Source organism: Anoxybacillus kestanbolensis (genome assembly GCF_001996285.1).
In the GTDB taxonomy this organism is placed as follows: domain Bacteria; phylum Bacillota; class Bacilli; order Bacillales; family Anoxybacillaceae; genus Anoxybacillus; species Anoxybacillus kestanbolensis_A.
The window spans coordinates 21,078-43,237 of the sequence record NZ_MQAD01000024.1 but is presented as its reverse complement, the minus strand read 5'-3'; the positions used below and the strand labels follow the sequence as shown (position 1 = coordinate 43,237).

Here is a 22,160-nt window from a genome sequence, read left to right as displayed (position 1 = left end):
AAGGGGATGCGAACCCAAGGCTCCAATTTTATTGCTCGGCTTCTTTTTGATCGCGTAATACGGCCTTGCGCGACAAGTTTACGCGACCTTGTTTATCAATTTCTGTTACTTTCACTAAAATTTCATCGCCGATGGAAACGACATCTTCTACCTTTCCGACGCGTTCCTCCGCTAATTCTGAAATGTGTACAAGACCATCTTTTCCACTAAACAATTCGACAAACGCTCCAAATTTTTCAATCCGTTTCACTTTGCCTAAATATACTTGTCCAACTTCCACTTCACGAACGATATCTTCAATGATCTTTTTCGCTTTTTTGTTCATTTCTTCATTTACTGATGAAATGAAGATCGTTCCATCTTGTTCGATATCAATTTTTACGCCTGTTTCTTCAATAATTTTGTTAATTTGCTTTCCGCTTGGCCCGATCACATCACGAATTTTATCAGGATTAATTTGCATCGTTAAAATTTTCGGTGCATACGGCGATAGCTCTTTACGCGGTTCGCTAATCGTTTGCATCATATGTTTTAAAATTTCAAGACGACCTTTGCGCGCTTGTTGCAACGCTTCTTCTAAAATTTCACGAGACAATCCTTTAATTTTAATATCCATTTGCAAGGCGGTGACCCCTTTTTCTGTACCGGCCACTTTAAAGTCCATGTCACCAAGATGGTCTTCCATACCTTGAATATCTGTTAAAATCGTATAATGTTCACCGCTTTTCACAAGCCCCATCGCAATACCTGCAACAGGTGCTTTAATCGGCACTCCCGCATCCATCATGGCAAGCGTACTTGCACAAATGCTTGCTTGAGACGTGGAACCGTTTGATTCTAACACTTCAGACACGAGACGAATCGTATATGGGAACTCTTTTTCAGATGGGATGACTGGCTCAAGTGCACGCTCACCAAGCGCACCATGCCCGATTTCACGACGGCCTGGTCCACGCATCGCTCCTGTCTCCCCAACAGAGAATGGCGGGAAGTTGTAATGATGCATAAACCGTTTCGTTTCTTCAATGCCAAGTCCATCTAAAATTTGCACATCACCAAGTGCTCCGAGCGTACATACACTAAGTGCTTGCGTCTGCCCCCGCGTAAACAAACCAGATCCGTGCGTACGTGGCAAAAGTCCAATAGCTGATGAAAGCGGGCGAATTTCATCAACTTTTCGTCCATCCGGGCGCACTTTTTCTTCTGTAATTAAGCGACGCACTTCTTCTTTCACAAGTTTATGTAAAATTTCTTTTACTTGTTTAATCGTTTCTTCGTCCGCTTCTTGGTCTTCGTACGCAGCAACAACTTCCGCTTTTAATTGTTCAATCGCTGCCTCGCGCGCCAATTTCTCAGGTACTTGAACAGCTCGTTTCACTTCCCCTTCCACGCGCGCACGAATCTCTGCTTCTAGCTGAGCGTCAAGTTCATAGAGGACAACTTCCATTTTCTCTTTGCCGACTTTTGCCGCGATATCTTCTTGAAAGGCGATAAGACGCTTAATTTCTTCATGACCAAACATGATCGCTTCAAGCATAACTTCCTCTGGTACTTCATTGGCTCCTGCTTCGACCATGTTAATTGCGTCTTTTGTTCCTGCAACAATGAGATGCATATCACTTTGTTCCATTTGTGCGATAGACGGGTTGATGACAAACTGCCCATTTACGCGACCAACTGTCACTCCTGCAATCGGTCCTTCAAACGGAATATCGGAAATCGTTAACGCAAGGGAAGACCCAAACATGGCTGCCATTTCCGGTGAGCAGTCTTGATCAACGCTCATGACCATGCTGACAACTTGCACTTCGTTTCGAAATCCTTCCGCAAACAATGGACGGATCGGGCGGTCAATGAGACGGCTCGCTAAAATCGCTTTTTCACTCGGACGCCCCTCGCGCTTAATAAATCCCCCTGGAATTTTACCGACAGCGTATAACCGTTCTTCATAGTTCACCGTTAACGGAAAAAAATCTACGCTTTTTGGTTCTTTCGATGCTGTCGCTGTGCTCAATACGACCGTATCGCCGTAACGCACTAATACAGCGCCGTTTGCTTGCTTGGCTAATTCGCCAATTTCAACAGTTAGCGGCCGACCTGCCCAGTCGATCGAAAACACATGTTTTTCTTGTTCCATATAAACCGAGTACCCCTCTCTATGTACAAATGAAAAATCGTATTTGTTTTAGTATAATCAAATATCAGTGCAAATACTAATAAAAAGCGGGAATGCTCCCGCTTTTTACTTATCGGCGTAATCCGAGTTTGTTGATCAATTCACGATAACGGTTGATGTCTTTGTTGCGTAAGTACGTAAGTAAGTTACGACGACGACCAACCATTTTCAAAAGACCACGACGAGAATGATGGTCTTTACGATGAACGCGTAAATGATCGTTCAAGTTGTTAATTTGCTCTGTAAGGATAGCAACTTGTACTTCAGGAGAACCTGTGTCAGTTTCGTGAATTTTGAACTGGTTGATGATCTCGTTTTTACGCTCTTGTGTTAATGCCATCCTTGTTCACCTCCTCTTTTTTCAGCCCCAATTACCGAGCAAACGGCGGTGACTCGTATTGCCCAGCAATGGTTAACATACATTAAATAGAATACATGTTTTTCCGATAAAATGCAAGGGGGTTTTGAAAATATTCGCGTGCCACTTGCGCATCGCGATGAATTTGTTCAATCAACTCTTGAACAGAAGAAAACGCTCGTTCATCACGCAATCGTTTATGCCATTGGATCGATACGCTCGCACCGTAAATGTCTGCTGAGAAATCGAATACATGCACTTCAATCGTTGGCTCTTTCGGCTGTTCCGTATGAAATGTCGGCTTATACCCAACGTTACATACTCCCGTCCACGTGTTACCGTCGATCGTGACCGTTACCGCATATACCCCGATACGCGGAATGATGTAATCATCGTCAAGCGCAACGTTCGCCGTTGGAAATCCAATTGTACGCCCGCGTTTATCCCCATGAACAACCTTGCCTGTTACTTCATATAATCGCCCAAGCAAATGCGGAAGTTGCTCAACGTCCCCTTCAGCTAAACACTGGCGAATATATGTCGAACTAATTTTCTCTTCGCCAAACGTCTGTTTCGGGATTACCGTTTGTGTAAATTGCTGTCGAGAATGAAAAGGCAACGTTTCCATCGTTCCTTTTCCTAAGCGACCGTACGTAAAGTCAAACCCTGCCACAACGTGTTTCACACCGAGTCCGATGATATATTCATCGACAAATTGTTGTGGCAACAAATGGGCAAATGCTGGTGTAAATTCAACGACGTATAAATAATCGATACCGAGTTTAGCTATTTGTTTTTCTTTTTCTTTTAATGGCGTAATAAAACGAACATGTTGCTTCGAGCGCCCTAGCACGACAGACGGATGCGGATGAAACGTCATAACCGCACTTTTATATTGATGATCGTCCGCAATTCGCTTCGCTGTCTGAATCACTTTTTGGTGCCCAAGATGAACACCGTCAAAATATCCGAGTGCCATGACAAGCGGACCATTGTTTTTTTCGTTTAATGGATGGGAAAGCCAAATCGTTTTCATTGTTTTCACCTACAATACTTTTAAAGGTTTCATACAGCCTTGCTTTGTCGGATGAGGCATGTAAATCGCTAATGCTTCACCTTGCTTATTTATCATCAATAGACGCGCAGACATGTCAGACAGGGCTGGCAAAAGCGCTCCGTTTTTTACTTTTCTCTCTTCTTCATCATTCAGTACATATGTCGGCAAATGGGCTAACGCTCGTTTAATCGGTAAAAGTAACATATGTGCAGTACCAGCCGACAAGTGTTGTTCGATGTCAGCAAATGTCACACATTGATCAAGCGTAAACGATCCGGACGCTGTGCGAACAAGGCGGGACATATGCGCTGGGTATCCAAGTTGTTCGCCTATTTGAACCGCAAGTGTACGCACATATGTCCCTTTACTACACGTCACCCGAAAACGAAACGATATACGCTCACCTGCAAATACTTGCCTGTCATCAAGGAGTTGCAACTCGTAAATATGTACATGTCGTTTCGGTCGTTCGACATCAATCCCTGCACGCGCATACTCATACAATTTTTTTCCATTTACCTTTACTGCAGAATACATCGGTGGAGTTTGTTCAATTTCCCCTGTCAGCTTAGCCAATACATGTTCAATTTCATGGCGAGCGATCGACCGTTCTATCGGTTTGATTGAAACAACATCACCCGATGCATCTTCCGTTGTCGTTGCTATCCCTAACGTCACTTCTCCTTCATACGTTTTTTTCTCCGCTGTTAATAGCTCAACAATTTTTGTTGCTTTGCCAATGCAAATGGGCAACACACCACGTACGTCAGGATCGAGCGTTCCTGTATGACCAACTTTTTTCGTTTGAAATAGCTTACGAATGCGCATGACGCAGTCGTGCGACGTCATGCCCGCAGGTTTATGTAACAATAACACTCCGTCCATCGCTTCACCTCTAAAATAACGGAAATGGATAGACGCATGTCTATCCATTATTCTTCTTTATGTTCTTTTTCTTCAGAAATTTGTTTAATTAAACTTTCAATGCGTTGTCCGTAATCGATCGTTTCATCAATTTCAAAGTAAATTTCTGGCGTCTTGCGCAAACGAATACGCTGACCGATTTCCGAACGAATAAATCCAGTTGCTTTTGCTAATCCTTTGAGCGTATTTTTCTTTTGTTCTTCATCCCCAAGAACAGAAATATACACTTTTGCTTGTTGCAAATCGCCCGTTACTCGAACATCTGTTACAGTAACGAAGCCAATGCGTGGGTCTTTTAGTTTGCGACCGATAATATCACTTAACTCTTTTTTCATTTGTTCGCCTACACGTGTGGCTCGCAAACTCATGATCATCACCTCGATTAAAACCACTCGAATGTTGTAACTGTTCGTTCGATTTCTGGAAACGAATCAATGAATTGCAACGTACGTTGAAGCTCTTGTTCTGTCGCAGCTCGTTCGGCCGTAATAGCTACAATTCCGAGCTTCGTTCGTTGCCATACGTCTTGATAATCGACTTCAGCTACTGATATATTATATTTTTGTTTGAGCCGTGTGACAATGCGTTGCAACACGGCTCGCTTTTCTTTTAATGATTGGACGTCGTAAATGATGCATTCACATTCGACGTATCCGATCATTTACGTACCACTTCTTGCATGACATACGCTTCGATAACGTCGCCTTCTTTAATATCGTTAAAGTTTTTAATCGTTATTCCGCACTCGTATCCTTGTGCCACTTCTTTTACATCGTCTTTGTAACGTTTTAACGTATCGATTTGTCCTTCATAAACGACGATGCCTTGACGAATGAGGCGAACGCTACTATCGCGCGTAATTTTCCCATCTGTTACATAGCATCCTGCAATTGTACCAACTTTCGATACTTTAAACGTTTGACGAACTTCTGCTTGGCCGATGACTTTTTCTTCATACTCCGGATCAAGCATCCCTTTCATCGCCGCTTCAATTTCTTCGATGACTTTGTAAATGATGCGGTGGAGACGAATGTCTACTTTTTCTGCTTCTGCGACACGTTTGGCGTTCGCATCCGGACGAACATTAAAGCCGATAACAATCGCATTCGATGCCGAGGCAAGCATAATGTCGTACTCTGTTACTGCCCCAACACCAGAGTGAATAATTTTCACTCGCACACCTTCGACTTCGATTTTTTGCAATGCGGCAACGAGCGCTTCGACGGAACCTTGTACATCCGCTTTGACGATAATGTTTAACTCTTTCATTTCGCCTTGCTTAATTTTTTCAAACAAGTCGTCTAGGCTGACACGCGCTTTTACACTTCGTTGTTGAGCAATTTGTTTTTGCGCACGCGCTTCGCCAATTTGACGCGCTTTTTTCTCATCTTCGAATACCATGAAGCGATCGCCTGCTTGCGGTACTTCGTTTAATCCCGTAATTTCAACAGGGGTAGATGGACCTGCCTCTTTCACGCGACGACCAAGATCGTTTGTCATTGCCCGCACGCGTCCGTACGTATAACCAACAACAATTGGATCACCAACACGCAACGTACCCGATTGAACGAGAAGCGTGGCAACCGGACCGCGACCTTTATCTAATTTTGCTTCAATGACCGTTCCTGTCGCACGGCGGTTTGGATTTGCTTTTAATTCTTCCATTTCACTCACAAGCAAAATCATTTCGAGCAAGTTGTCAATCCCTTCACCCGTTAACGCCGATAATTTACAATAAATTGTATCTCCGCCCCATTCTTCTGGAACGAGTTCGTATTCCATTAACTCCTGCATGACGCGATCTGGATTTGCTGTTGGTTTGTCGATTTTATTGACCGCGACGATGATTGGAACTTTTGCCGCTTTCGCATGGTTAATCGCTTCAACAGTTTGTGGCATTACACCATCATCGGCTGCAACAACAAGGATGACGATATCCGTTACTTGCGCTCCACGCGCACGCATCGTTGTGAACGCCTCATGACCCGGTGTATCTAAAAACGTAATTTTTTTGCCGTTCACCATGACTTGGTACGCACCGATATGTTGTGTAATACCGCCTGCCTCTTGTTCTGTCACTTTCGTATGACGAATCGAGTCAAGCAACGTTGTTTTTCCGTGGTCAACGTGTCCCATAATCGTGACGACAGGTGGACGTTCGACTAAATCTTCTGGGTTATCGACAATTTCAATTGTCTCAAATTCTGTTTCGTCAATCGTTACTTTTTCTTCTACTTCCACACCGTAATCGGAGCAAATTAACTCGATCGCATCTTTATCTAAATCTTTGTTAATCGTTGCAATAATGCCGAGCATAAATAACTTTTTAATAATTTCAGAAGGCTCCTTACCTAGTTTTTTCGCTAGCTCAGCAACCGTTAATGAACCTTCAAATGTAATTTTTTTCGGAAGCTCTTTTTCTTTTTTCTTTTGCACTTCTTGTTGTGGAGCTTGCTGAGGTTTTTGTTTTTTATTTTTTTTGTTATTGAAAATTTTCTTTTCTTTTTGTTGGATTTGCAAGTCGTGTTTTTTCCCTTCGCGATTTTTGACTACTGCTTTTTTAATCGGTACTTTCGTTTGAATGACCTCATCTTCGTCTTCTTCAAACTGTTCTAAAACAGGCTTTTTCACAGGTGCCTTCTTTTCTTCTTTTTCTGCTTCTTGTTTTTGTTCTTGTTTTTGTCCTTTGTTAAATGAACGATCTAATTTTTCAACAACGTCCGCTTCAATCATCGTCATATGATTAGATACGTCGATGTTCATTTCTTTCAGTTTATGGATGACATCTTTACTTGACACATTATGTTTTTTCGCATATTCGTATACACGCATTTTTGACATACATTCACCCCCAAAATGTTAGAGCATCGTTTTCAGCTTTTGTGCGAATCCTTCATCTGTAATCGCTACAACAACCCGTGCTCCTTTTCCAATCGCCCCACCTAATTCGTGGCGATTATCTACGTAACAAAGCGGAACGCGATAAAACGCGCATTTATCGGAAATTTTTTTTCTTGTATTTTCTGATGCATCTTCCGATAAAATGACAAGCTTCGCGCGTTTACGCTGAATTTCTTTTACAACAAGCTCTTCTCCCGAAATGACTTTGCGCGCCCGATTCGCCAGTCCGAGAAAAGAGACCCATGGTTTATGATTCATTTGTTTCTCTGTTCTCCTTCTCGGCAAGCTGTAATAGCTGTTCGTAAATCGAATCGTCAATAGTCGCTTTTAAATGGTGCGCAAGTGTATTTTTCTTTTTCGCAAGCAAAATACATTCTTTACTTAACGTAATGTACGCACCGCGCCCGGCTTTTTTTCCCGTCGGATCAATCGACACATCGCCTTCTTTCGAACGAACGATGCGAATGAGCTCTTTTTTCGGTTTCATTTCCCCTGTGACAACACATTTACGCATCGGAATTTTTTTGGCATATTATTCCACCTCACTAATCTCCTCTTCGTCAACTTCGAACGATGATGAAGAACGAGGGTAAATACCTAATTGTTCCGCTTCCGATTGACTTTTAATATCAATTTTCCAATTTGTTAATTTTGCCGCTAAACGAGCATTTTGACCACGTTTTCCGATCGCAAGCGATAATTGATAATCCGGCACAATGACCGTCGTCGCTTTTTCTTCTTCATTCACGATGACGTCAAGCACTTTAGATGGACTTAACGCATTGGCTACAAATTCGACTGGATCGGCTGACCAGCGAACGATATCGATTTTTTCGCCCTTTAACTCGTTTACAATCGCTTGCACTCGTTGTCCCTTTGGTCCAACACATGCACCAACCGGATCGACTTCTGGGTTATCCGAATGAACGGAAATTTTCGAGCGATCTCCTGCTTCGCGTGCAACAGACTTAATTTCGACCGTCCCATCATAAATCTCCGGCACTTCTAATTCAAACAATCGTTTTAGTAGTCCTGGATGTGTGCGCGATACGTAAATTTGTGGTCCTTTTGTCGTTTTCTCTACTTTTGTAATGTACACTTTAATGCGATCATGCGGCTTATATGTTTCATTCGGCATTTGTTCGCTCACCGGAAGCAACGCCTCGATTTTGCCAAGGCTGACGTAAATAAATTTTGAGTCCGTCCGCTGTACAATGCCAGTCATAATATCTTCTTCACGATCAACAAATTCGGCATAAATGACGCCTCGTTCCGCTTCACGGACGCGCTGCGTGACGACTTGTTTCGCTGTTTGGGCAGCGATGCGCCCGAAGTTTTTCGGTGTTACTTCAATTTCAACGACATCGCCTACTTGATAATTCGGATTGATTCGCTTCGCCTCGTCAAGGGAAATTTCTAAGCGCGAATCGTACACTTCATCAACGACTTCTTTGCGAGCAAATACGCGAATCGTTCCCGTTTCTTGATTAAAATCAACGCGAACGTTTTGTGCTTGATTAAAATTGCGCTTATAAGCGGACACGATCGCCGCCTCTATCGCTTCAATTAACACTTCTTTACTAATGCCTTTATCGCGCTCAAGCGCCGTTAAAGCATCTAACAACTCTGTATTCATGAACCGGTCGTCCCCCTCTAATGTGAATTAAGAAAAGATGACAGCTAGCCGTGCACTAGCTACTTTTTCATATGGAATCGTGATTGTTTTTTTCTTTGTTTTCACTTTCACTTCTACCGTCACGGTTTGCCCATCAAACGCGGTCAACAACCCTTCGAACTCTTTTTGACCGTCAATCGGTTCATACGTTTTCACATAAACGTTTTTTCCGACAGCGCGTTCGAAGTCTCTCGTCTTTTTAAGCGGACGCTCCGCCCCCGGTGATGATACTTCTAAAAAATAATTGTGGGGAATAGGGTCGATTTCATCAAGCTTTTCGCTTAACCGCTCACTTACGACACCGCATTGATCGATATCAACTCCCGTTGGGGAATCGATAAACACACGCAAAAACCAATTTTTACCTTCTTTCACATATTCAATATCGACGAGCTCCAACCCCATATGCGTGACGATCGGGGTGACAAGCTCTTCGACGATGTGTGTAACTTTTTTCATATTGGTCCTCCTAACTGCAAGAAAATCCCTTGCAACAGCAAGGAATCTCGAATCAATACGAAAGAGTGGGTTTCCCCACTCTTTTTGTCCATTATCTTTACCATTTCCACTAGAACTATAACATATTGGCAAAAAAATTGCAACTCATTCAAAAGAGTGATAATTGGTTGTGATCCGGCAACGACTGCAAACAACCGCGGCTTTCCAGATATTCTAAAATCGTTTTCGATACTTTACCGCGTTGTTGCAAATCTTCTTTCGATAAAAACTCGCCTTCCTCACGAGCACGTACAATGGTATGCGCCACGTTCGTCCCAAGTCCCGGAATGGCATTAAACGGCGGAATAAGTGAATTGCCATCGATAATAAATTCCGTTGCTTGTGAACGATACAAATCAATATTTTTAAAGGAAAAACCCCGTTCACACATTTCTAGCGCGATTTCAAGTACAGTTAGCAAATTCTTTTCTTTCGCTGACGCATCAAGCCCTTTCGCTTGAATTTCCTCAATGCGTCGACGAATCGCCGCAGATCCTTGAATCATGACATCTAAATCAAAATCTTCTGCACGTACGGTAAAATACGATGCATAGTAAAGAAGCGGGTGGTGCACTTTAAAGTACGCAATGCGTACCGCCATAAGAACGTAGGCTGCCGCATGCGCTTTCGGGAACATATATTTAATTTTTTTGCATGATTCGATATACCATTCTGGTACGTCATGTTTACGCATTTCTTCTTCAAACTCTGGCGTTAATCCTTTTCCTTTACGGACGGATTCCATAATTTTAAATGCTAATGACGGTTCTAAACCGCGGTAAATTAAATACACCATAATGTCGTCACGACATCCAATCACTTCTGATAGCGTACATGTGCCGTTTTGAATAAGCTCTTGCGCGTTGCCAAGCCAAACGTCCGTCCCGTGCGATAAGCCCGAAATTTGCACAAGCTCGGAAAACGTTTTTGGCTTTGTTTCTTCTAACATTTGACGAACGAAGCGCGTACCGAACTCTGGGATACCGAGCGTTCCTGTGTTACACATAATTTGTTCCGGTGTCACCCCGAGCGATTCTGTGCTACTAAAAATTTTCATCACTTCAGGATCATCTGTTGGAATCGTCTTCGGATCAATTCCACTCAAATCTTGTAACATCCGAATGACCGTCGGATCATCGTGCCCGAGAATATCGAGCTTTAATAAATTATCATGAATGGAGTGGAAATCAAAATGCGTCGTCCGCCATTCTGCTTCTGTATCGTCGGCTGGATATTGAATTGGCGTAAAATCATAAATGTCCATGTAATCTGGAACGACAATAATACCTCCTGGATGTTGCCCTGTCGTTCGTTTCACTCCCGTACATCCAGCAGCTAAACGATCGATTTCTGCCGCACGTACATGAAGATTTTTATCGCTTATATACCCTTTGACAAATCCGTACGCCGTTTTGTCAGCAACTGTACCAATCGTTCCAGCACGATATACGTTATCTTCACCGAATAGCACTTTCGTATAGTTATGCGCTCGCGGTTGATACTCGCCTGAGAAGTTTAAGTCAATATCTGGTACTTTATCACCTTTGAATCCTAAAAACGTCTCGAACGGAATATCGTGCCCATCTTTATTGTACCGCGCGCCACATTTTGGACAGTCTTTATCAGGCAAGTCAAATCCCGAGCCGACCGAACCATCATCGAAAAACTCAGAGTGTTTGCAGTTCGGGCAAACGTAATGCGGCGGAAGCGGGTTTACCTCTGTAATTTCAGTCATCGTCGCAACAAACGATGAGCCAACTGAACCACGTGAACCGACAAGATAACCGTCATCGAGCGATTTTTTTACGAGTTTATGAGAGATTAAATAAATGACCGCAAAACCATGACCAATAATGCTTTTCAACTCTTTTTCTAACCGTTTTTCAACGATGTCCGGAAGCGGGTCCCCATAAATGCTCTTCGCTCGTTCGTAACTCATTCGCCGAATTTCTTCGTCTGCTCCTTCAATTTTTGGGGTGTACAACTCATCTTTAATCGGTTTCACTTCTCCAATGAGATCGGCAATTTTTTTTGTATTCGTAACGACAATTTCTTTTGCTTTTTGTTCACCAAGAAACGAAAATGCTTCTAACATTTCGTTTGTTGTACGGAAGTGAACATTTGGGAGTTCATGACGATTTAACGGATTGCCACCGGATTGTGAATGAATCAAAATTTTGCGATAAATTTTATCTTCTTGGTTCATGTAATGCACGTTTCCTGTCGCAACAACCGGAATGCCGAGCCGTTCGCCAAGCTGTACAATGTTTGTAATAATTTCTTTTAGCGCTGCTTCGTCACGCACATATTCCATTTCAATAAGCGGAGCGTACACTTCTGGCGGATGCACTTCAAGGAAATCATAAAACGGGGCAATCGCCTCTGCTTCTTCGATCCCTTTTTGCATCATCGCTTCAAATAGTTCCCCTTTATCGCATCCTGATCCGACTAAAATACCTTCGCGATGTTGTTGCAAGACGGAACGCGGAATACGGGGAACACGATAAAAATAGTTCACATGTGAAAGCGATACGAGTTTAAATAAATTTTTTAACCCCACTTCATTTTGGACAAGCAACGTGGCATGAAATGGCCGAGATCGTTGAAACGCTCCTTGTTCTTTTGATGCTTCGTTTAACTGATCAATGTAGTGAATTCCTTTTTCATCAAGTTCTTTCAACAAATGAATGAGTAAATCCCCTGTCGCTTCTGCGTCATAAATAGCGCGATGGTGCTGGGTTAATTCAATATTGAATTTTTTACAAAGCGTATTTAAACGATGGTTTTTTAGCTCTGGATATAAGTAACGAGCAAGTTCAAGTGTGTCAATCACTGGATTAGTTACTTTGCCACGATTGATTTTCTTAAATCCTGCATTTAAAAAGCCAATATCAAACGTTGCATTATGGGCAACGAGCACGCAGTCATCGATCCAATGATAAAATTTTTCTAATACTTCTTCGACGTCTGGTGCATCTTTTAACATATCATCTGTAATTTTTGTTAATTCAATAGTTGTCGCAGAAAGCGGATGATGCGGGTTAGCAAACGACTCAAAACGGTCGATAATTTCTCCGTTTTTGACTTTGACCGCTGCTAATTCAATAATTGTATCGTATACGGCCGACAGTCCTGTCGTTTCCACGTCAAACACGACAAACGTATCGTCCATGAGCCGTCGATGCGCTTCATTGTAAGCGATCGGTACCCCGTCATCAACAATATTAGCCTCTAGTCCATATAAAATTTTCACACCATATTTTTTTCCCGCACTATACGCTTCCGGAAACGACTGAACAACGGCATGGTCCGTCACAGCAATCGCCTCATGTCCCCATTTTTTCGCTTGTTCAACGAGTTTTGTAATCGAAGCGACCGCATCCATTTGACTCATTTGTGTGTGGACGTGCAATTCCACACGTTTTTCCTCGGCTGTATCTTGTCGCTCGTTCGGCTTTATTTCATTTAGGTCGTTCGCAATGAGCACAAGATCGCGCACAAACGTATCGTTTTGCACGCTACCGCGCACTTTAACCCACATACCTTTTTTTACACGTTGCATTAATTCCGCATCTTCTTTATCGCGTGAAAACATTTTCACAAGAATAGAGTTTGTATAGTCCGTCATTTTTAACGTCAATAACGTACGGCCACTTTTTAGTTCTTTTGCCTCGGCATCAAAGACGTATCCTTGTACGACGACACGACGTTCTTCTTCCACAATTTGATCGAGCGAACGAATATGTTCTTCATCTTTAATTTGATAGCCAATTACAAGCGGGCCGCTTGCTTCGGTTATATTTGTCTCTTCTTGTTTCGGCATCGCTTCCATAAATGCGGCTAACGCTCGTTCTTCATCTTCTTTTTGTTTTTGAGCTAAAAATTGTTCAAACTGTTGCGCATCATGTTTCACGCCCGCTTCTAATTGTAAGTGAGGAAAGCCAAACGATACATACGTCTCAGTAAACAATGGCGCAAATCTTTTTTTTAGTGCAATCGCTTCTGCTTCGTTGCGCGCTTGCACAGTGACTTTCGTCCCCTTCACTTCCGGTTGCTGTTGCGCGAGCAAGGAAAGAAGAGGCGAGTTTTGTTGAATCGTGTCAATAAAAATCGGCCAATACATCGCGACATCTTCAGCAGTAAACGTTTGATCCTCTGCTACAACTGTGCATTGCACATGGGCGATATGGCGAAATTGTTCGATTAATCGTTTACGAAACTCGGCATATACATTCGCTCGTAAAATCGTAGGAAATTGAAAATAAAAATGCCAACATTTCGTTTGTTTATTAACAACAACTTTGTTAATCCGTCCGTGTGCTAAGTCGTTTGCTATACTCGAAGAAGTGAGCTGTAGTTGTTGTAGTAAAATAGAAAATCGCTCTTTTTGTTCTTCTCCCATCGTTGTTCGTTAAACCTCCCTTTTTTTGTACGTTGGTTGGGAGTGATAGACGACAGAAAGAGGGGGATCCCCCTCTCTGCCTTTTACAAATATCGGCGCAAAGTCTCCACTAATTGCGACACATGTACTTCTTCTGTTTCACCTGTTTTGCGAACTTTTACTTCGACAATTCCTTCACTTGCACGTTTTCCGACTGTTACACGCACAGGTAAGCCGATTAAATCGCTGTCAGCGAATTTCACACCCGGACGCTCGGCACGATCGTCATACAACACTTCAAATCCTTCTTGTTGCAAACGTACGTACCATTCATCAGCAAGTTCTCGTTGCTCGTCCACTTTCGGATTGACAGAAATGAGGTGGACGTGGAACGGAGCAACAGATGTCGGCCAAATAAGTCCATGCTCATCATTATATTGTTCAGCAATCGCTGCAAGCGTGCGAGAGACACCAATACCATAGCAACCCATAATCATCGGTTGCGTACGTCCATTTTCATCTAAGTATGTTGCATTCATCGCTTCACTGTAACGCGTGCCGAGTTTAAATACATGCCCTACTTCAATTCCGCGCGCAAAGCGAATCGTTCCTTTTCCATCTGGTGATGGATCTCCTTCTTGAATGAAACGAACATCCGCGTATTGCGCAACAAAATCACGATCCGGATTGACCCCTTTATAATGATAGTGTGCTTCATTGGCCCCACATACACCGTTGACAATCGCTTTTACCGCGTGGTCCGCCAAAACGAGCACATCGTTTCGGACACCGATTGGGCCAAGTGAACCGATTTCGCAATTCATCACTTGTTTCGTTTCTTCTGGTGTCGCCAACTCCACCACTGTTGCTTCTAATATATTTTTTACTTTTACGTCATTGACTTCATGGTCACCACGCACAAGAACGAGCACATAGCGATCATCTACTTTAAATAATAGCGACTTAATGCATTTTTCTTTTGGCACTTGAAGGAATTGACTTACTTCTTCAATTGTACGTTGTTCTGGTGTATGCACTTTTTCAAGCGACGCATGCGGTTCATCGCTCCGCTCATATGTCGTAATGACAGGAGCCATTTCAATGTTCGCAGCATAGTCAGACGAGTCTGAATATGCAATTGTATCTTCACCGACATCGGATAAAACCATAAATTCATGCGTATCTTTTCCGCCCATCGCCCCAGAATCGGCAATGACAGCGCGGAAATTTAATCCGCAACGACGGAACACATTGGCATAAGCTTCGTACATTTTATTGTATACTTCGTCTAAACTTTCGTGTGAAGCGTGAAATGAATATGCATCTTTCATAATAAACTCACGACCACGAAGCAAACCGAAACGTGGACGCTTTTCGTCACGAAACTTTGTTTGAATTTGATAAAGCGTAAGCGGCAAACGTTTATACGATTTCACTTCATCACGCACAAGTGCCGTAATGACTTCTTCATGAGTTGCACCGAGCGCAAAGTCACGCTCGTGGCGATCTTTTAAACGCATTAATTCAGGTCCGTATGAATACCAGCGACCTGACTCTTGCCACAACTCTGCTTGTTGAAGCGCTGGCATTAGTAGCTCTACCGCGCCTGCTCGCTCCATTTCTTCACGAATGATCGCCTCAATTTTTTGTAATACACGCTTACCAAGCGGTAAAAAGCTATATACTCCGCTCGCGTTTTGACGAATAAAACCGGCACGGAGGAGAAGTTGATGACTTTTAATTTCCGCATCTGCCGGTACTTCACGTAATGTAGGAATAAACGACATACTTTGTTTCATCTTTTTTTAGCACCTCTTACTTCATTGATTTATAGGAAAAATTTTTGAATATCGTTCCATGTAACAACAAGCATAAGCAACATGAGAAGAGCAAAACCGATAAAATGTACAATACCCTCTTTTTGGCGATCAATTGGTTTTCCACGTAACGCCTCAATTGCAAAAAACGTTAATCGTCCGCCATCGAGCGCCGGAAGTGGAAGCAAGTTAATAATTCCTAAGTTGATGCTTAAAATAGCTCCCCATTTCATTAAGTAATACACGCCAGATTGGGCGACTTTGTGAGTCGAAACCGCAATACCAACAGGTCCAGATAACATATCAAATGAAAATTTCCCCGTCAATAAATGACCTAGCCCAACGATAATTTCTTTTGTCCAATAGTACGTTTCTAACGCTCCTTGTTTGATCGCACCTGCAATCGATTTTTCCATTGGCCCATACACACCGATTAGCCCAATCGTCTCACCTTCGATCGTTTTCTTTTCAGGTGTAACGATGAGATCAATTATTTGGCCGTTGCGATTTACTTGAAACTGGAGCGGTTTTTCTGGGCTTTTCCGAATCATTGTCACCACATCCGTCCATGAAGACATCGACTGGCTATCAATCGAAATAACGATATCCCCTTGCTTTAATCCGGCTTTAAGCGCAGCCCCATCTTCCGTCAATTCACCAATGATCGGTTTATCGACAGGATAACCTTGTAATAGTCCAATAACAATGAAGATGACAAGCGCTAGCACGAAATTCATAAGCGGACCAGCGAAAATGGCCATCGCTCGCTGCCCGAGCGTTTTTGAACCAAACTGACGATGATACGGTGCAATTTGCACTTCTTCCCGATCAATAACGATGTAAGCTGGATCGCTTAATTCAAAGCGTTGTAAGTGATCATCATCACCTTCATAGCCTTCAATATATAGCTCATGTTCAAAGTCAGCGCGCTCCACTTCAATGATTTTGGCATCTCGATATTCGTCTTTATGATTGACGATTACTTTTTTCACTTTGCCTTCCGAGTCAAACAATAATCCGACAACTTGACCGCGCTTAACATCAATCATTTCAGGGTCTTCGCCAGCCATGCGCACAAAACCGCCGAGTGGAAGTAAACGAATGGTGTACGTCGTTTCCCCTTTTTTCATCGAAAACACTTTTGGACCAAATCCGATCGCAAACTCACGGCATAAAATGCCTGCCCGCTTAGCAAAAATGAAATGTCCTAATTCATGAAAAAATACAAGCGCACCAAAAATAACAATAAAAGAAATAACCGTTTCCAAAGTTTCAACCACCTTTTACATGTATAGTGATTTTACATATTGTCGCGTTTCGCGATCAACTGTACGAATCGTTTCCAAATCCGGATGAGCGATCGGTACGTGCCAATTCATTGCTTGTTCAATGTATTGTTCAATCGCTAAAAACGATATTCGTCCAGTTAAAAAGGCCGACACCGCTTCTTCGTTGGCCGCATTTAATACGGTCGGCATCGTTCCGCCGATTTTTCCTGCTTCATAAGCAAATTGTAAACAACGGAATCGGTCCATGTCCACTTTTTGAAAGTGCAACGTGGCTACTTGTGCTAAGTTTAGCCGTTCAATATGTAGCGGAAAACGGTCAGGGTATGTTAATGCATATTGAATCGGTACGCGCATATCTGGCGTTCCTAGTTGAGCGATGACACTTCCGTCGTGAAATTGCACCATCGAATGAATAATGCTTTCTTTATGTAACAGCACGTCAATTTGTTCATACGGTAAGTGGAACAACCAGTGTGCTTCGATCACTTCGAGTCCTTTGTTCATCATCGTTGCAGAATCAATTGTAATTTTCGCTCCCATCGACCAATTCGGATGTTTTAACGCCTCTTCCACCGTAACATGCTGTAGTTGTTCGCGCGTCCGATCGCGAAAACTCCCACCAGATGCCGTCAAAATAATATATTCGATATTTTTTTGTTGTTCCCCTTGCAAACATTGAAAAATAGCAGAATGCTCACTATCGACAGGCAAAATGGTTACGCCATAATCGGCAGCATGTTTCATAACAAGATGACCTGCGGTAACTAACGTTTCTTTATTCGCTAACGCAATCGTTTTTTTCGCCTCAATCGCCTTTAACGTAGGAACTAACCCAACGCTCCCAACAACTGCGTTGACAACAATATCCGCTTCTTGAACTGTTGCTACTTCAATGAGCCCGTCTTCACCGAAAACGATGCGTACTCGTCCCTTATATTCGCTTTGTAACCGTTCAGCATCTTCCTTTTGCGCGACGCATACAACATTTGGTGAAAATTGCTCAATAATACGTCGAGCCTGCTCAATGTTTCGTCCGGCTGAAAAAGCAACGAGACGAAACGCATTAGAATGAGCGCGAATGACATCTAACGTTTGCATGCCGATCGAGCCAGTCGCTCCTAATAAACTAATTGCTCGCAAACTATTCACTCCTTTTTAAGCCACAAGGTAAAACAAATGTAAAATAGGCAAAATAAATAACAAACTATCGAAGCGATCTAAAATGCCGCCATGTCCGGGCAAAATCGCTCCTGAATCTTTTACTCCGTAATGACGTTTAAAAGCGGATTCTACTAAATCTCCAAGCTGGCCGAAAACGGATAAAATGACTGTCGCAATGAGCAACATGAGAAAAGACGGGGAAAACGGCGATAGCCACTCATAAATACTCACAACAACAAGAGCACATACAATGCCACCAATCGCTCCTTCAACGGTTTTATTTGGGCTAATATGCTCCCATAACTTTCGTTTTCCGAATGCACGGCCAATAAAGTATGCACCACTATCTGTTGCCCAAATTAAAAAGAGCGCATAAAAAATGTACGATAATCCGGCTTCACGCACTTGAACAAAAGAGTAAAAACCGACACCTACGTATAGTAAAGCGGCAACCATAAACGCTGCATCATCAAACGTAAACGCATTTTTCGATATGACCGTATAAATGAGCAACAAAAAGAGACTGATGATAAGGATCCATATATTTATCATATGTTCATGTGGATATAAAAAGAGCCATAATGAAAGAAAACTAACAACGCTAGGAAATGAAAACACGGACATGCGCTTCATACGAATGAGTTCAAATAAACCAACTGTAGCTAGTACATACGTTAAAACGAAAAATGGCCATCCGCCATATATGACGATTGGTAAAAAGATTGAAGCTGCAATAATTGCTGTTATAATTCTTTGTTTCATATGAAATTACACGCCTCCAAATCGACGGCTTCGTTGTTGAAATTCATGTACCGCCTGTAAAAAATGTTGTTCGGTGAAATCTGGCCACAATATATCCGTAAACCAAAATTCTGTATAAGCTAGTTGCCAAAGCATAAAATTACTTAAACGAATCTCACCGCTTGTGCGAATAAGTAAATCTGGATCTGGTAAATCGTTTGTCATCAAATATGAATGAAATAGTTGTTCATTCACATCGCTTGCTTGAATCGCTCCGTTTTGCACATCGTCAACGAGCTTTTGAACGGCATGCACGATTTCTGCACGACTTCCGTAGTTTAACGCAAAGTTTAAGATTAACCCCGTATTTTGTTTCGTCTCTTCAATCGCCTTATTAACCGCACGCAGCGTATGTGAAGGTAATTGCTCTTTATGTCCCATGACGCGTACTTGCACGTTTTCCTCGATTAACTCTGGCAAAAATGTGTTCAAAAATTGTTCCGGCAACTGCATTAAATAATCGACCTCTGTTTTCGGTCGTTTCCAATTTTCTGTTGAAAATGCGTATAACGTTAACACTTTCACGCCGAGTTCATTCGCAAAGCGCGTAATTTTCCGAACCGTTTGCATCCCTTCATAATGCCCAGCCATGCGTGGCAATGCACGTTTTTTCGCCCATCGTCCGTTTCCATCCATAATGATTGCCACATGCGCAGGGATCGGACCTTGTAAAATCGTTTCTTTTTCATGCCCTTCTTCTTTGTTTTTCCATCTTTTCATCTTTTCAAACATTAGCGCGTATCCTCCAGCTTTGATCCAACATGATTAGGCTGTGCGCCCTATTTCGTAATTATAGCAAAAAACCCTCTATAAACATAGAGGGACTTATACTTCCATGACTTCTTTCTCTTTTTCTTTCGTAATCGCATCAATTTTTGCGATATGATCATCCGTCAATTTTTGGATATCCTCTGTATAACCACGCAACTCATCTTCTGTAATTTCGCCATTTTTTTCGAGTTTTTTCAACTCGTCGTTTGCATCGCGACGAATGTTGCGCACAGCAACTTTCGCTTCTTCAGCATATTTTTTTACAAGTTTAACAAGCTCGCGACGACGCTCTTCCGTTAGTGGCGGAATAGAGATGCGAATAACTGAACCGTCGTTTGAAGGTGTTAAACCTAAATCGGATGCTAAAATCGCTTTTTCAATTTCTTTCAATACGGATTTGTCATACGGCTGAATGACAAGAAGACGCGCTTCTGGCACTTGAATGCCTGCTAATTGAATGATTGGTGTTGGCATGCCGTAGTAATCTACTGTAATCTTTTCTAACAACGCAGGATTGGCACGACCTGCACGAATGGTTGCGAGCTCACGCGAAAAAGCTTGAACAGCTTTATCCATTTTTTCTTTTGCGTTCGTTAATACTTGCATCTTATTTCCCCCTTACAATTGTTCCAATATTTTCGCCTAATACAGCACGTTTAATATTTCCTTCTTCCATAATCGAGAAAACGATAAGCGGAATATCGTTATCCATACATAACGATGAGGCGGTCGAATCCATGACGCCCAATCCTTGTTTAATGACGTCTAAATAAGATAGCTCGTCATATTTGACTGCATTTTTATCTACTTTCGGATCGGCACTATATACGCCATCTACGTTGTTTTTCGCCATTAAAATGACGTCTGCTTCGATTTCGGCAGCACGAAGCGCAGCTGTCGTATCTGTTGAAAAGTACGGATTTCCTGTTCCTGCCGCAAAAATGACGACGCGTTTTTTCTCTAAGTGACGAATCGCCCGTCGACGAATGTACGGTTCTGCCACTTGGCGCATTTCAATCGACGTTTGTACGCGCGTTTGTACCCCAAGTTGCTCGAGGCTGTCTTGCAAAGCGAGCGAATTCATCACTGTTGCTAACATACCCATATAATCAGCTGTGGCGCGATCCATGCCCATTTCACTGCCGATTTTTCCACGCCAAATGTTCCCGCCACCAACAACGACCGCTACTTCAACTCCAAGTTCCGCTACTTCTTTTACTTGTTGAGCAATCGATTTAATGACAGACGGATTAATGCCAAATCCTTGGTCACCAGCTAACGCTTCACCGCTTAATTTTAAAACGACACGTTTATACTTTGGGCTTTTCATTTTAAACCTCCATACCGTTCTTTAAAAATAGGGAACACGTATGTGTTCCCTATTTGTCTTCATTACTTACGAACTTGGCTCATAACTTCTTCAGCGAAGTTATCTTGACGTTTTTCAATGCCTTCGCCTACTTCGTAACGGATGAAGCTTTTTACAGTTGCGCCATTAGATTCTACAAATTGACGTACTTTCACATCAGGATTTTTTACGAAGCTTTGCTCAAGTAAGCAAATGTCTTCGAAAAATTTACCTAAACGGCCTTCAACCATTTTTTCAACGATGTTTTCTGGTTTTCCTTCATTTAATGCTTGTTGTTTTAATACTTCGCGCTCACGAGCGATTTCGTCTGCAGATACTTCATCGCGAGAAACGTATTTTGGATTAATAGCAGCAATGTGCATCGCTACATCTTTTGCAATGTCGCTATTTGTTGTGCCTTCTAGTACTGTTAATACAGCAATGCGACCACCCATGTGCAAATAGGCACCGAATGCTGCGTTGTCGCCTTTTTCTACAACAGCAAAGCGACGCAACGTAATTTTTTCACCGATTTTAGCAATCGCCGCGTTGATGTGCTCTTCTACTGTTGCACCGTTGTCCATTTTTTGTTGTAACGCTTCTTCTACTGTTGCAGGTTTATGTTTTAATAAATGATCCGCCAATTCTTTTACTAATGTTTTAAATCCTTCGTTTTTCGCAACGAAGTCTGTTTCAGAGTTTACTTCTAAAATGACAGCTGCATTCCCATCAACTTCGATTAATGTTGTTCCTTCAGCTGCAATGCGATCTGCCTTTTTCGCTGCCTTCGCCATTCCTTTTTCACGAAGCCAGTCGATCGCTTTTTCCATATCGCCGTTTGTTTCTGTTAACGCTTTTTTGCAGTCCATCATTCCTGCGCCAGTTTTTTCGCGCAATTCTTTTACCATTTGAGCAGTAATTGCCATGTTAAACATCCTCCTTTTTATGTGCCTCGTATGTATACAAACCGAAACGGTTCGCAGGCTTAGTATGCCCAACTTTC

At 42.5% G+C, this 22,160-nt stretch carries 20 protein-coding genes; all 20 read right to left on the bottom strand.

All coding sequences use genetic code 11. The annotated features are described in order from the left end of the window. Positions 1–28 precede the first annotated feature (28 nt). The 20 genes from pnp to tsf all read right to left on the bottom strand — a co-directional run bounded on the left by pnp (position 29) and on the right by tsf (position 22,083). Positions 29–2,137 (bottom strand): polyribonucleotide nucleotidyltransferase, encoded by a 2,109-nt coding sequence (gene pnp / locus BO219_RS11735; protein ID WP_077429660.1) that lies wholly within the window; start codon positions 2,135–2,137, stop codon positions 29–31. Between the two features lie 109 nt (positions 2,138–2,246). Continuing rightward, complete coding sequence (rpsO, locus tag BO219_RS11730; RefSeq protein ID WP_004891005.1) at positions 2,247–2,516, bottom strand: 30S ribosomal protein S15; 270 nt, start codon at positions 2,514–2,516, stop codon at positions 2,247–2,249. An 82-nt stretch (positions 2,517–2,598) separates the two neighbouring features. Further along, on the bottom strand, positions 2,599–3,570 hold the full coding sequence (ribF, locus tag BO219_RS11725; protein ID WP_077429659.1) for a bifunctional riboflavin kinase/FAD synthetase: 972 nt from the start codon (positions 3,568–3,570) through the stop codon (positions 2,599–2,601). Positions 3,571–3,579: 9 nt separating this feature from the next. Next, complete coding sequence (truB, locus tag BO219_RS11720; RefSeq protein WP_006322302.1) at positions 3,580–4,476, bottom strand: tRNA pseudouridine(55) synthase TruB; 897 nt, start codon at positions 4,474–4,476, stop codon at positions 3,580–3,582. Positions 4,477–4,523: 47 nt separating this feature from the next. Beyond that, the gene (rbfA, locus tag BO219_RS11715; protein ID WP_003394813.1) at positions 4,524–4,883 is read right to left on the bottom strand and encodes a 30S ribosome-binding factor RbfA; all 360 of its coding nucleotides are present in this window, start codon (positions 4,881–4,883) and stop codon (positions 4,524–4,526) included. A 14-nt stretch (positions 4,884–4,897) separates the two neighbouring features. Beyond that, complete coding sequence (locus BO219_RS11710) at positions 4,898–5,176, bottom strand: DUF503 domain-containing protein (protein WP_004891008.1); 279 nt, start codon at positions 5,174–5,176, stop codon at positions 4,898–4,900. After that, a complete protein-coding gene (infB, locus tag BO219_RS11705; protein ID WP_077429658.1) occupies positions 5,173–7,356 on the bottom strand; it encodes a translation initiation factor IF-2 in 2,184 nt (727 codons plus the stop codon). The genes BO219_RS11710 and infB overlap by 4 nt, the downstream gene beginning before the upstream one ends. 18 nt (positions 7,357–7,374) lie before the next feature. Beyond that, positions 7,375–7,674, bottom strand: coding sequence for a YlxQ family RNA-binding protein (locus tag BO219_RS11700; protein WP_077429657.1), 300 nt, complete (start codon positions 7,672–7,674; stop codon positions 7,375–7,377). Next, positions 7,664–7,903: an RNase P modulator RnpM gene (gene rnpM / locus BO219_RS11695; RefSeq protein WP_275531843.1), complete on the bottom strand. Its 240-nt coding sequence runs from the start codon at positions 7,901–7,903 to the stop codon at positions 7,664–7,666. The genes BO219_RS11700 and rnpM overlap by 11 nt, the downstream gene beginning before the upstream one ends. A gap of 45 nt (positions 7,904–7,948) precedes the next feature. Next, positions 7,949–9,052: a transcription termination factor NusA gene (gene nusA / locus BO219_RS11690; protein ID WP_077429655.1), complete on the bottom strand. Its 1,104-nt coding sequence runs from the start codon at positions 9,050–9,052 to the stop codon at positions 7,949–7,951. Between the two features lie 27 nt (positions 9,053–9,079). Further along, positions 9,080–9,550: a ribosome maturation factor RimP gene (gene rimP / locus BO219_RS11685; protein WP_077429654.1), complete on the bottom strand. Its 471-nt coding sequence runs from the start codon at positions 9,548–9,550 to the stop codon at positions 9,080–9,082. Positions 9,551–9,698: 148 nt separating this feature from the next. Continuing rightward, positions 9,699–13,991 (bottom strand): PolC-type DNA polymerase III, encoded by a 4,293-nt coding sequence (locus BO219_RS11680; RefSeq protein ID WP_077429653.1) that lies wholly within the window; start codon positions 13,989–13,991, stop codon positions 9,699–9,701. 83 nt (positions 13,992–14,074) lie between these two features. Then, entirely contained in the window at positions 14,075–15,769 is a 1,695-nt protein-coding gene (locus BO219_RS11675) for a proline--tRNA ligase (protein ID WP_077429652.1), read from the bottom strand. Positions 15,770–15,798: 29 nt separating this feature from the next. Next, positions 15,799–17,055, bottom strand: a complete 1,257-nt coding sequence (gene rseP, locus BO219_RS11670; RefSeq protein ID WP_077429651.1) for an RIP metalloprotease RseP — start codon at positions 17,053–17,055, stop codon at positions 15,799–15,801. A 15-nt stretch (positions 17,056–17,070) separates the two neighbouring features. Continuing rightward, complete coding sequence (gene dxr, locus BO219_RS11665) at positions 17,071–18,225, bottom strand: 1-deoxy-D-xylulose-5-phosphate reductoisomerase (RefSeq protein ID WP_077429650.1); 1,155 nt, start codon at positions 18,223–18,225, stop codon at positions 17,071–17,073. 6 nt (positions 18,226–18,231) lie between these two features. Further along, positions 18,232–18,999 (bottom strand): phosphatidate cytidylyltransferase, encoded by a 768-nt coding sequence (locus tag BO219_RS11660; RefSeq protein WP_077429649.1) that lies wholly within the window; start codon positions 18,997–18,999, stop codon positions 18,232–18,234. A 6-nt stretch (positions 19,000–19,005) separates the two neighbouring features. Continuing rightward, complete coding sequence (locus BO219_RS11655) at positions 19,006–19,770, bottom strand: isoprenyl transferase (protein WP_077429648.1); 765 nt, start codon at positions 19,768–19,770, stop codon at positions 19,006–19,008. 93 nt (positions 19,771–19,863) lie between these two features. Continuing rightward, entirely contained in the window at positions 19,864–20,415 is a 552-nt protein-coding gene (gene frr, locus BO219_RS11650; RefSeq protein ID WP_006322344.1) for a ribosome recycling factor, read from the bottom strand. A 1-nt stretch (position 20,416) separates the two neighbouring features. Then, on the bottom strand, positions 20,417–21,139 hold the full coding sequence (gene pyrH / locus BO219_RS11645) for a UMP kinase (protein ID WP_004891026.1): 723 nt from the start codon (positions 21,137–21,139) through the stop codon (positions 20,417–20,419). Between the two features lie 62 nt (positions 21,140–21,201). Next, positions 21,202–22,083, bottom strand: coding sequence for a translation elongation factor Ts (gene tsf / locus BO219_RS11640; protein WP_004891028.1), 882 nt, complete (start codon positions 22,081–22,083; stop codon positions 21,202–21,204). Between the last annotated feature and the right edge of the window lie 77 nt (positions 22,084–22,160).

What these genes read in the sequence shown, in the direction of transcription:
- pnp (WP_077429660.1), bottom strand. Translation starts at nt 2,137, where the DNA reads ATGGAACAAGAAAAACATGTGTTTTCGATCGACTGGGCAGGTCGGCCG.
- rpsO (WP_004891005.1), bottom strand. Translation starts at nt 2,516, where the DNA reads ATGGCATTAACACAAGAGCGTAAAAACGAGATCATCAACCAGTTCAAA.
- ribF (WP_077429659.1), bottom strand. Translation starts at nt 3,570, where the DNA reads ATGAAAACGATTTGGCTTTCCCATCCATTAAACGAAAAAAACAATGGT.
- truB (WP_006322302.1), bottom strand. Translation starts at nt 4,476, where the DNA reads ATGGACGGAGTGTTATTGTTACATAAACCTGCGGGCATGACGTCGCAC.
- rbfA (WP_003394813.1), bottom strand. Translation starts at nt 4,883, where the DNA reads ATGAGTTTGCGAGCCACACGTGTAGGCGAACAAATGAAAAAAGAGTTA.
- BO219_RS11710 (WP_004891008.1), bottom strand. Translation starts at nt 5,176, where the DNA reads ATGATCGGATACGTCGAATGTGAATGCATCATTTACGACGTCCAATCA.
- infB (WP_077429658.1), bottom strand. Translation starts at nt 7,356, where the DNA reads ATGTCAAAAATGCGTGTATACGAATATGCGAAAAAACATAATGTGTCA.
- BO219_RS11700 (WP_077429657.1), bottom strand. Translation starts at nt 7,674, where the DNA reads ATGAATCATAAACCATGGGTCTCTTTTCTCGGACTGGCGAATCGGGCG.
- rnpM (WP_275531843.1), bottom strand. Translation starts at nt 7,903, where the DNA reads ATGAAACCGAAAAAAGAGCTCATTCGCATCGTTCGTTCGAAAGAAGGC.
- nusA (WP_077429655.1), bottom strand. Translation starts at nt 9,052, where the DNA reads ATGAATACAGAGTTGTTAGATGCTTTAACGGCGCTTGAGCGCGATAAA.
- rimP (WP_077429654.1), bottom strand. Translation starts at nt 9,550, where the DNA reads ATGAAAAAAGTTACACACATCGTCGAAGAGCTTGTCACCCCGATCGTC.
- BO219_RS11680 (WP_077429653.1), bottom strand. Translation starts at nt 13,991, where the DNA reads ATGGGAGAAGAACAAAAAGAGCGATTTTCTATTTTACTACAACAACTA.
- BO219_RS11675 (WP_077429652.1), bottom strand. Translation starts at nt 15,769, where the DNA reads ATGAAACAAAGTATGTCGTTTATTCCTACATTACGTGAAGTACCGGCA.
- BO219_RS11660 (WP_077429649.1), bottom strand. Translation starts at nt 18,999, where the DNA reads ATGAAACAAAGAATTATAACAGCAATTATTGCAGCTTCAATCTTTTTA.
- BO219_RS11655 (WP_077429648.1), bottom strand. Translation starts at nt 19,770, where the DNA reads ATGTTTGAAAAGATGAAAAGATGGAAAAACAAAGAAGAAGGGCATGAA.
- frr (WP_006322344.1), bottom strand. Translation starts at nt 20,415, where the DNA reads ATGCAAGTATTAACGAACGCAAAAGAAAAAATGGATAAAGCTGTTCAA.
- pyrH (WP_004891026.1), bottom strand. Translation starts at nt 21,139, where the DNA reads ATGAAAAGCCCAAAGTATAAACGTGTCGTTTTAAAATTAAGCGGTGAA.
- tsf (WP_004891028.1), bottom strand. Translation starts at nt 22,083, where the DNA reads ATGGCAATTACTGCTCAAATGGTAAAAGAATTGCGCGAAAAAACTGGC.